This is a genomic window from Janibacter hoylei PVAS-1 (genome assembly GCF_000297495.1).
GTDB classification, from domain to species: domain Bacteria; phylum Actinomycetota; class Actinomycetes; order Actinomycetales; family Dermatophilaceae; genus Janibacter; species Janibacter hoylei.
In genome coordinates this window covers 19,331-27,551 of sequence record NZ_ALWX01000027.1, presented here as the reverse complement: position 1 = coordinate 27,551, position 8,221 = coordinate 19,331, and the positions used below count along the sequence as shown (strand labels likewise).

General features: G+C 73.3%; 9 protein-coding genes and 1 pseudogene. 4 read left to right on the top strand and 6 right to left on the bottom strand.

The window, feature by feature from the left end; translation table 11 throughout:
• The 3 genes and pseudogenes from B277_RS07185 to B277_RS07175 form a co-directional block, all read right to left on the bottom strand.
• A pseudogene (locus B277_RS07185) lies at positions 1-528 on the bottom strand (hypothetical protein); the annotation flags it as partial.
• 26 nt (positions 529-554) lie between these two features.
• Positions 555-1,223 carry a GNAT family N-acetyltransferase gene (locus tag B277_RS07180; protein WP_007926687.1) on the bottom strand — a complete coding sequence of 223 codons (669 nt, stop codon included), beginning with the start codon at positions 1,221-1,223 and terminating at the stop codon, positions 555-557.
• Positions 1,220-2,617: a UTP--glucose-1-phosphate uridylyltransferase gene (locus B277_RS07175; RefSeq protein ID WP_040881091.1), complete on the bottom strand. Its 1,398-nt coding sequence runs from the start codon at positions 2,615-2,617 to the stop codon at positions 1,220-1,222. The genes B277_RS07180 and B277_RS07175 overlap by 4 nt, the downstream gene beginning before the upstream one ends.
• Positions 2,618-2,642: 25 nt before the next feature.
• Here B277_RS07175 and B277_RS07170 point away from each other — a divergent pair, with 25 nt between their 5' ends.
• From B277_RS07170 to B277_RS07150, 4 genes are all read left to right on the top strand, one after another.
• Positions 2,643-3,221, top strand: a complete 579-nt coding sequence (locus B277_RS07170; protein ID WP_007926684.1) for a 5-formyltetrahydrofolate cyclo-ligase — start codon at positions 2,643-2,645, stop codon at positions 3,219-3,221.
• Complete coding sequence (locus tag B277_RS07165; protein WP_007926683.1) at positions 3,218-5,023, top strand: potassium/proton antiporter; 1,806 nt, start codon at positions 3,218-3,220, stop codon at positions 5,021-5,023. Before B277_RS07170 ends, B277_RS07165 begins: the two co-directional genes overlap by 4 nt.
• A 41-nt stretch (positions 5,024-5,064) precedes the next feature.
• The gene (locus B277_RS07155) at positions 5,065-5,499 is read left to right on the top strand and encodes a hypothetical protein (RefSeq protein WP_007926682.1); all 435 of its coding nucleotides are present in this window, start codon (positions 5,065-5,067) and stop codon (positions 5,497-5,499) included.
• A gap of 113 nt (positions 5,500-5,612) precedes the next feature.
• A complete protein-coding gene (locus B277_RS07150) occupies positions 5,613-5,981 on the top strand; it encodes an MscL family protein (RefSeq protein ID WP_007926681.1) in 369 nt (122 codons plus the stop codon).
• A gap of 96 nt (positions 5,982-6,077) precedes the next feature.
• Here the strand turns inward: B277_RS07150 and B277_RS07145 are convergent, their stop codons facing one another.
• The 3 genes from B277_RS07145 to B277_RS17425 form a co-directional block, all read right to left on the bottom strand.
• The gene (locus tag B277_RS07145; protein ID WP_007926680.1) at positions 6,078-6,260 is read right to left on the bottom strand and encodes a hypothetical protein; all 183 of its coding nucleotides are present in this window, start codon (positions 6,258-6,260) and stop codon (positions 6,078-6,080) included.
• Positions 6,257-6,733 (bottom strand): hypothetical protein, encoded by a 477-nt coding sequence (locus tag B277_RS07140; protein ID WP_007926679.1) that lies wholly within the window; start codon positions 6,731-6,733, stop codon positions 6,257-6,259. The genes B277_RS07145 and B277_RS07140 overlap by 4 nt, the downstream gene beginning before the upstream one ends.
• A 193-nt stretch (positions 6,734-6,926) precedes the next feature.
• On the bottom strand, positions 6,927-7,952 hold the full coding sequence (locus B277_RS17425) for a DEAD/DEAH box helicase family protein (RefSeq protein WP_156811755.1): 1,026 nt from the start codon (positions 7,950-7,952) through the stop codon (positions 6,927-6,929).
• Positions 7,953-8,221: the final 269 nt, after the last annotated feature.

Here is an 8,221-nt window from a genome sequence, read left to right as displayed (position 1 = left end):
GGGCTCGGCCCGACGCGGGGTGGGAGCGGTGGCGGTGGCGGTCCGACGCTCCTGCGCCCGGGCACGACCGCGCGCCTCGCGCTCGGCCTGCACCGCCTGTCGCAGCCAGCCGAAGGCAGCGACGGTCCCGACGAGCCAGGCGAGGGCGACCCACCAGGTCAGCGGGCCGAAGGCAGCGACGAGGGTGACGACGGGCAGCAGCACGAGCATCGTCAGCAGCACCAGACCGCGGACCCGACGCGGCGCACCGACGACGGGCTCGACCATGCGGGCCCGGGCGGGGGCCCCGGCGTGCTTGACGGTCACCTCGGGGCGCGCAGTGCGCGCCGGGGTCACGGCGTAGGAGCGCGGCGTGGGCTCGGTGGCCTCACGACGCAGTCGGTGGTCGTCGAGCACCCGCATCGCGGCGGAGAAGCGGTCGACGGATCGCACGGTGGAGAGGTGGTCGCGGCGCTTGATCCAGTACTGGAGGAGGTAGACAGCCCAGATCGCCACGACGAGGACGAAGATGAGGCTGCTCGGCTGCACGGACCCAACGCTAGGCAGTCACGTCGTCAGGGTGGTGCAGGCTGGTCGGTGTGTCGCGCACGTGACGCCTGATGTTGGTGTGACAGACGTGCTCGCAGCCCTCCGGGACCCAGCTCGTCGGTGACGACGGCGAAGCTGCGGTGGTCGCGCCAGGCGCCGTCGATGTGCAGGTAGGCACGCCGCAGCCCCTCCTCGCGCAGGCCGAGCTTGGCCGCGACGGCCAGGCTCGGCGCGTTGTCGGGGCGGATCTCCAGCTGCACCCGGTGCAGTGCCCGGCCCTGCGGGTCCATGAGGTGGTCGGCGAGTATCGCCACGGCCGTCGGCGCGATGCCTCGGCCGGCGACCTCGCGCCCGACCCAGTAGCCGATGCTCGCGGAGCGCAGCGCGCCCTCGACGATGCTGCTCGCCGCGACGAGACCGACGATCGCGGAGTCGACGACGATCGCCAGGGTGAGCCCGGTGCCGGACCTCGCCTCGGCGTCCAGGGCCCGCACGTACCCGCGGAAGTCGGCGGCGATGTCGCGCCGCGGCACCCCGCCCGGTGGCGTCGTGGGGTCCCACGGCGTCAGCCAGTCGGCATTGCGGCGGCGCAGTGCGATGAACTCGTCACGGTCACCACGCACGAGCGGACGAAGGGAGATCCTCTCGCCGTGCACGGTGGCGCCGGTGAGCACGACCCCGCGCCGGCGCCTCACCGGGGCAGCTCGACCCGCCCCTCGAGACGGGCCCCCTCCGGCAGGGTCGCCGGCTCGGTGGCGACGACCTCGACGTCGCCGACGGCGCGCACGTCCGCGCCGAAGGTGACGTCACCGGTCACCTGCAGCGAGGTGCACTCGCGCAGCGACGGCACCCCCTGCGGGAAGCGGGCGTCGAAGTCGTGGATGAGCTTGTACGTCGGGTCGAGCCGCACCGTCGGGTCGCCGCGGTCGATGGTAGAGACGACGCGCCACCGCTCGTCGAGCTCGAAGACGTCGGAGCGCAGCAGGAGCAGCTCGTTGGTCGTCTTGACGGGCCGGAAGCGCGAGCGCGGTACCCGCAGCGCGACGCTGCCCTCGAAGGCCTCGACGGCCGAGCCCATGGCCGACTCGATCTGGATGACGGGGGTGGAGTCGGGGCGGGTCGGGTCGACGGTCTTGCGGTTGACGATGATCGGCAGGCCGAGGTCGCCGTCGCGCTCGCGCAGCAGCTGGTCGAGCCGGTCGAGGTCGACCCACAGGTTGTTGGTGTTGAACCACTGGTGCCGGCGGATGTCCTGGAAGTGCTCCTGGTCGTCGTCGACGACCATCGCCGACTCGCGCAGGACGAGCTGGCCGTCACTGCGGCGCACCGCGAGGTGGCCACCCTTGCGGTCGTTGAGGGTCCGCTCGGCGACCTCGACGGCGAAGGGGATGCCCTCCGCCACCATCCAGGCCGCGATGTCGGGGTCGCAGGTCGCGCCGAGGTTGTCGGAGTTGGAGATGAAGGCGTAGCGGATCCCGGCCGCGCGCATGCGATCGAGCAGGCCGGAGGCGGCGAGCGCGACGTAGACGTCGCCGTGACCCGGCGGGCACCACTCGAGGTCGGGGTCCTCCGCCCACGTCACCGGGGCGAGGGTCTCGGCGTCGAGCTTGGGCTCCATGTTTTGCAGGAAGTCCAGGGGCAATGCTTGGTCGGCCATCTGCGGGTACCGCTCGAGGATCTCGAGCGAGCGCTCGCGGGTGCGGAAGGAGTTGAGCAGCACGAGCGGCGGCCGAGCCCCAAAGCGCTCCTCGAGGGCGATGAGCTGGCGGACGATGACGTCGAGGAAGGTCTGTCCGTCGCGCGCGACGAGTGCCGCCTTGGGCCCGGCCATGCCCATGCTCGTCCCGAGGCCGCCGTTGAGCTTGACGACCGCGACCCGGGCGAGGGCCTCGCGGCGCGCCTCGTCGTCGACCTCGAGGGCGGCGAGCTCGGGCACGTCGACGAGCGGCTCGAGGGTGTCCTCGCGGACCATCCCCTGCTCGCCTGCCGCCAGCTGCTCCCAGTAGTGCTCGAAGACGGTGATCGCCCGCTGGTCCACCCCCGCTGCAGCCATCCGCTCGACGGCCCTCGCACACCCCTCGCGACTCATGGTGGTCACCTTACGATGTCGTCCCATGACACTCGGCGCGCGATCGAAGGGGGAAACCCGCCGCCTCCTGCGGGCGCGGCGGCGCGAGATCGTCGCCACCCGTGACCTCATCGCCGACGGCGCCGCGATCGCCGCCCAGCTCGAGGCGTCACCGCCGGCCGGGTGGTCGGCCACGACGCCCGGGACGGTGCTGTCGTACGAGTCCCTCCCCCACGAGCCCTCGACGGTCGCGGTCAACGACGCCCTGCGGGCTCGCGGCCACCGCGTGCTCGTGCCGATCACGCTGGACGACATGCAGCTGGACTGGTGCGACCTCGACGACCCGGGGCGGACCCCCTTCGGCATCGACGCACCGACCGGGGCCGACCTCGTGCTCGCCCCGGGGTTGGCCGTCGACCGCGACGGCACCCGCCTGGGCCAGGGCGGCGGCTGCTACGACCGGGTGCTGCCGATGCTCGCCCCGCACGTGCCCGTCGTCGTGCTGCTGCACCCCGGCGAGCTCGCCGACGAGGCGCTGCCACGGGAGCCGCACGACGTGCCGGTCGCCTGGGTGCTGAGCGCCCTCGGGTGCGGCCCCGTGGCCCCCGACGGGACGACGAGGTGATCTCGAGCGGGCAGACGCCCGGCTTCGACCTCTCGGAGCTCTCGCTCGCCCTGCTCGCCGGCTCGCTCGTCCTCGTCGTCGCCGTGGCGGCCGTGCGCCTGGCCAACCGCGCCGGGCTGCCGACCCTGCTGCTCTACCTCGCGATCGGGCTTGCCCTCGGCCAGGAGGGCCTGGGCATCCCCTTCGACTCCGACCAGGCCGCGCAGGTGCTCGGCTACTGCGCGCTCGTGCTCATCCTCGTCGAGGGCGGCCTCACGACGTCGTGGTCCTCGATCCGGGCCTCGGTGGCACCGGCCCTCGCCCTGTCGACCGTCGGGGTGCTCGTGTCTGTCGCGGTCGTGGCCGTCGCGCTGCACGAGATCCTGCACACCGACTGGCAGATCAGCCTGCTCATCGGCGCGATCCTCGCCTCGACCGATGCCGCCGCCGTCTTTTCCGTCCTGCGCGTCGTGCCGCTGCCCCGCCGGCTGTCGGGGATGCTCGAGGCCGAGTCGGGCTTCAACGACGCCCCCGTCGTCCTGCTCGTCACGGCCCTCTCGCTGCAGCTGGCCGACCCCGCGGAGGCCGAGCCGTGGTGGCAGATCGGGCTGCTCGCCATCGCCGAGCTCACCGGTGGCGCGCTCATCGGGCTCGCGATCGGCTGGCTCGGGGGCAAGCTCATGCGACAGCTCGCGTCAGGCACCTCCGGCCTGTTCTCCCTCGGGGTCGTCGGCATCGGCGTGCTCGCCTACGCGGCGGCCTCGACGGCGCACACCTCGGGCTTCATCGCCTGCTACCTCGCGGCGCTCGTCCTGGGCAACATGCACCTGCCGCACCGGCAGTCGGTGACCGGGTTCGCCCAGGCGCTCGGCTGGCTGTCGCAGATCGGACTCTTCGTCATGCTCGGCCTGCTGGCCCGCCCCTCCGGCTTCGTCGACGAGGTGCCCCGCGCGATCCTCGCCGGGCTGGTCCTGCTCCTCGTCGCCAGGCCGCTCTCGGTGATCGTCTCCCTCACCCCCTTCGGCGTACCGTGGCGGGAGCAGGCCTTCCTCTCCTGGGCCGGCCTGCGCGGGGCCGTGCCCGTCGTCCTCGCGACGGTGCCGATCACCAACAACGTGCCGGGTGTCGAGTGGGTCTTCGACCTCGTCTTCATGCTCGTCGTCATCTTCACCCTCGTGCAGGCGCCGCTCATGCCGCGGGTGGCCCGCGCCCTGCGGGTCACCGAGCCGGGCCGGGCCGCTGACGTCGTGGTCGAGGCCATGCCGCTCGAGGAGCTCGGGGCGGAGATGCTCGACGTCGCCGTCCACGAGGCTCCCGCCTGGCCGGGGTCGAGGTCTACGAGCTGCGCCTGCCGCAGGGGGTCAACGTCTCCCTCGTCGTCCGCGGCGCGGAGACCTTCGTCCCCGACGCGCACACCCGGCTGTGGACCGGTGACCGGCTGCTCGTCGTCACCCCCGGCGCGCAGCGCGAGCGGGCCGAGCACCGGCTGCGCTCGGTCGCCCGCCACGGACGCCTGGCCGGCTGGCACCGCGACGTATGATGGCAGGGCCATGCCTACCTATGCCTACGCCTGCGCCGACTGCGGCCACGCCTTCGACATCGTCCAGTCCTTCAGCGACGACGCGCTGACGACGTGCCCGCAGTGCCAGGGCCGTCTGCGCAAGCAGTTCAACGCCGTGGGCGTCGTCTTCAAGGGTGGCGGCTTCTACCGCAACGACTCGCGGTCGACGAGCGCGAGCAGCGACTCCGCGACCAGCTCGAGCTCCTCCTCCGACTCGTCCACAGGCTCGACCGCCTCGACGACGTCGTCCACCGCGAGCTGACGCCACTCCCACACGCCTTGGGCCGGCCCTAGCGTCGGGCCATGGCCACCTCGCGTCTCGCGCAGCACCTCCCGTCCCTCTTCGGGCCCTCCCGTCGGGCGGCCTGGCGGCTCTCGCTCGCGCGCCGGCTGCTCGCCGTGAGCGCGATCCTCCTCGCCCTCCAGCTCGTCCTCGGGGCCACCGGCGGCGAGTCCACCGAGCCGGTCACCGACCCGGTCGGTGACGGACCCCAGCTGACCCTCCCCCTCGCCCTGCCCGGCGACCACCTCGCGACGGATGACGAGGTCGACGTCTACCTGGCCGGTCGCGCGACCCCGCTCGCCACGGGCGCTCGGGTCACCGGCACCTCCGAGGGCGCGTCCGGGCAGTCCGTGGCCCGGGTCGTCCTGCAGCCGGACGAGATCCGCACGATCCTGCGCAGCATGGGGCCGGGCGGGGCTTCCGAGGGCGGTTTCGTCGTCGTGACGACGGGCTGACGGACGCGCCACGGGGGTCTCTTGCGGCGCAATGTGAGTCCGGATGGTTCACACTGTCAGGCGAGTGACGTTCGCGCGTCACGCCCCTGTACCCCATCCGAAGGGAGACCCTCATGAAGGGCTTCAAGGACTTCCTCATGCGTGGCAATCTCGTCGAGATCGCCACCGGTCTGATCATGGCGACCGCCTTCGCGGCCGTCGTCACCAATTTCACCAACTTCCTGCTCGAGGTCGTCGGTCGCATCACCGGCGGCAAGGAGTTCAACTTCGATGACATGGAGATCCTCGGTTTCCAGACCATCGGTCCTCTCCTGACCGCCCTCGTCGCCTTCCTCATCATGGCCGCGGTCGTGTACTTCGGTGTCATCAAGCCCTACACCGCGATGCGCCAGCGCTTCGTCGCGGCCGAGGAGGAGACCACCGACGAGTCCGTCGAGCTGCTCCGCGAGATCCGCGACTCCCTGCGCGCCGGCCGCGCCTGAGTCACGCCACACGGGTAGACCCCGGCCGCACGGTGATCCGTGCGGCCGGGGTCTTCTGCTGTGCGCCCGCGGGCGCGGCGCGGCGCGAGGAGGGCGTCACTCCCAGTGCGGCGGACGCTGCTCCTGCAGCCAGCGGTCGTGCTCGTCCTCGTCGGGGCGCTCGCCCCACCCGCGGTCGGTGTCGTCCGAGGTCTGCTCGGGGGTCGAGCGGCGGCGGGGCGCGACCCGCGGCGTCTCCGTGGTCCCCTCCTGCGGGGTCTGCTCCGGCTGGTCGGTCATGACGCGTCTCCCTCCTGGGCGATGGCCTCACGCACGGCCCGGGTGACCAAGGCCTCCTGACGGGCCGGATCGGCGAAGATGTCGACCGCCCACAGCCTCAGGTGGTGCCAGCCGAGGTCGGTGAGCCGCTCGACGAGGATCCGGTCCCGCTGCCGGGTCGAGGCCAGGCCGGCGTAGCCGGGCCCGTCGACGTCGACGGCGACGAGCATCCGGCTACGGTCGCGCGGGTCGGCGACGGCGATGTCGACCCGGTGCTCCCCGGAGCCGACGTCGGTGGCGACGACGAGCCCGCCGTCGCGCAGCCGCCGGACAAACCCGGCGAGCAGTGGGCTCAGCTCTGCGTCCTCTGCGCTGCCTCGCGGACCACCGACCGGCGACGGGGCGGCGATGCCCTCGAGCAGCGTGCGCAGGGCCCGGTGCCCGGGCAGCGATCCCCGCTCACCCCCGAGGTCCTGCGGGTCGATCGTCGTCACCCAGACGATGGTCCGGCGGGCTCTGGTCGCGGCGAGCAGGACCAGCTCGGCACCGGTGACGCCACTCAGCGCGCCGAGGCGCTGGATGACCCGTCCCTGCGGCGAGCGGCCGAAGCCGACCGAGACGATGACCGCGTCGCGCTGCTCGCGCTGCCACCGGTCGGCCGGCTTGATGACGAGGGGCTCGGGCAGGTCACGCAGAGCCTGGGCGAGTCTCAGGGTCGGACTGGCTCGCCTCGGCCACCGCGTCGGCGATGCGGTCGGCGTGCCGCTGGCCGAAGGTCACGACACCCAGCGAACGGCGGGGCTTTCGCTGGAGGTGCTGGCGGACCCGGGCGACGACGGCCTCGACCTCCGCCGTGGTCGACTCGACGAGACCGGTGCGCTCGTCGAGGACACCCACGCCCTCGACGCGCTCGAGGTGCACCGCGTCGTGGGGTGCAGGGGCCGGCGGGTGCACGACCTCACCGGCGGTGGCGGCGCCACCGAGCAGGGTGTCCACGCGCGGTCGCGGATAGGCGCTGTCGCGGAGCGCGCGCGTGGGCAGGACCCGCGCCGTCAGGTCGGCGAGCGAGGTCCGCGGCCGGCCGGGGGCGGGCACGCCGGCGTCGGCGGTCCACGTGTCGGGGGGCAGCTGTCCGCGGTCGCCGATGACGAGCAGCTGGCTCCCTCGGGCGATGCCCGAGAGGGTGCGGGCGAGGGTGGTGCGCGAGGCGTCGTCGACGACGACGAGGTCGAAGGTCTGGTCCCGGGGCAGCACCTGCCCGACGACGAAGGGGGCCATGGCCCAGGCCGGGGAGGCGGCCCGCAGCAGCCCGCCCCAGCGACCGAAGGCACGGTTCCACGGCAGCGACGGGCGCAGCCCCTCGTGGGCGGCAGCCACCTCGCGGGCGGCTGACCGGTGCCGTCGCCCGTCGGCGTGGAAGCGCTCGCGCTGTCGGGCGGCGACACGAGCAGCGTTGGCGCCCAAGCTCGCCCGGTCGGCCTCGACGAAGGTCCGCAGCGCCTCGTCGAGCTGTTCGCCGGTCACGCCGGCGACGCGCTCATCCTTGCCCGCCTCGGCGAGCACCGAGGTCCACCACACGAAGAGCACCTCGTCCGCCACGGACGACGGCGCGACGCGACGCGACGCGAGGTCGTCGAGGAGGTCGCCGAGGCCGCGCTTGCGCAGGTCGTCGAGGTCGTCGATGACCTCCGGCACGGCCCGGGCACCGGCCACGTCCTTGCCGAGCTCGTCGAGGCGCGCGGTGAGCTCCTCCCACGGGGTGTCGAGCAGGTCGCCCCCCCTTCGCCGTGTCGCCGATGACGGCACCGACGTGCGTGAGGTCGGCGTAGACCCGCTCGTAGGCGGTGTGGGCGCGGTCCATCTCTGCCGGGATGCGCGGTCGACCGCCGCCACCGGTGAGGCGGGACCAACTGCTGCGCTGGCGCGCGGCGAGCTGGAGGGCGGCGTGCAGGTCCTCCGGCGGGCGCCCGGGCCGCAGCAGG

Excerpts from the sequence above, each read along its gene's own strand:
- B277_RS07175 (WP_040881091.1), bottom strand. The coding sequence starts at position 2,617 with ATGAGTCGCGAGGGGTGTGCGAGGGCCGTCGAGCGGATGGCTGCAGCG.
- B277_RS07155 (WP_007926682.1), top strand. The coding sequence starts at position 5,065 with ATGGCCACCTCGCGTCTCGCGCAGCACCTCCCGTCCCTCTTCGGGCCC.
- B277_RS07150 (WP_007926681.1), top strand. The coding sequence starts at position 5,613 with ATGAAGGGCTTCAAGGACTTCCTCATGCGTGGCAATCTCGTCGAGATC.
- B277_RS07145 (WP_007926680.1), bottom strand. The coding sequence starts at position 6,260 with ATGACCGACCAGCCGGAGCAGACCCCGCAGGAGGGGACCACGGAGACG.
- B277_RS07170 (WP_007926684.1), top strand. The coding sequence starts at position 2,643 with ATGACACTCGGCGCGCGATCGAAGGGGGAAACCCGCCGCCTCCTGCGG.